Genomic DNA, 747 nt, shown 5'->3' with positions numbered 1-747 from the left:
ATCTAAACTAGGAAAAACGTTGTATGGTTGATACATGTTCATACCAAACTGATTAATTTTTTTCATCTGTGCAAAGTGATGGGGTGGCGCTGGTTGATTTGATGTTAATGTTTCAACAAATTTAGATTCATCTGTTACATTAAATGCCCAGTTATTAATTTTTTCGTAACCTAGCGTAGACATTGGTATGGCACCTAATGCTTTACCACAAGGACTTCCAGCACCGTGTCCAGGCCATATTTGAATATAATCTGGTAAATTTTTAACACCTTCTATAGATTGGTACATCTGTTTTGCACCAATCTCTGTAGTACCTTCCATTTGTACTGATTTTTCTAGTAAATCAGGTCTACCGATATCACCAACAAAAATAAAGTCACCACTAAATAAACCCATTGGAACACTTGAGCCGCCACCTTCATCAGTGAGTAAGAAACTGATACTCTCAGGGGTATGACCAGGTGTATGCAAGACTTCTAATTTAATATTACCTACTTGAATAATATCTTGATGTTTAACAAAATGTGTTTGTTCTGGCATATTTTTATAACTTAATTGATCGTCACCTTCGCCAGATACATATATGTTTGCGTTTAAACGTTCTGCCACATCCCGAATTCCAGAAGCAAAATCAGCGTGAATATGTGTTTCTGCAGCTTGTGTAATTTTAAAACCTTCGCTATCTGCAACTTCGATATATTTTGTTAAATCACGAACAGGGTCAATTACTATTGCCTCTCCCGTACG

At 36.3% G+C, this 747-nt stretch carries 1 pseudogene; it reads right to left on the bottom strand.

The window, feature by feature from the left end:
- A pseudogene (gene cstB / locus KA878_RS13610) lies at window positions 1–747 on the bottom strand (persulfide dioxygenase-sulfurtransferase CstB); the annotation flags it as partial.

The organism is Staphylococcus sp. GDY8P57P, from assembly GCF_017892585.1.
GTDB lineage: Bacteria > Bacillota > Bacilli > Staphylococcales > Staphylococcaceae > Staphylococcus > Staphylococcus borealis.
This window is presented reverse-complemented; position numbering and strand designations above follow the sequence as displayed.